Here is a 274-nt window from a genome sequence, read left to right on the forward strand (position 1 = left end):
AGGGTGACGATACCGAKCAGGTTGTGCAGGTCGAGCCAGCGTGTGCGGGCGGATTTCTCCCGGCGTACCTCGGCGAATTTCAGGCGGCGCATAAACGGTGCGTAAAGCACCACGCCAGAGATGAGCGCCACCAAGAACAGCACGCCCAGAAACCAGTCGCTTATACACAGCGCCGAGCCCACGAGACGAACTNGGTCGAGCCAGCGTGTGCGGGCGGATTTCTCCCGGCGTACCTGGCGAATTTCAGGCGGCGCATAAACGGTGCGTAAAGCAC

The 274-nt window shown here is 61.4% G+C and carries 1 pseudogene; it reads right to left on the reverse strand.

What is annotated here, in order from left to right:
• Nucleotides 1–152, reverse strand: a pseudogene (locus ACQ4LH_RS21375) (PepSY domain-containing protein); the annotation flags it as partial.
• Nucleotides 153–274 lie beyond the last annotated feature (122 nt).

The sequence above is a fragment of the Pseudomonas peli genome (assembly GCF_050563605.1).
GTDB lineage: Bacteria > Pseudomonadota > Gammaproteobacteria > Pseudomonadales > Pseudomonadaceae > Aquipseudomonas > Aquipseudomonas peli_A.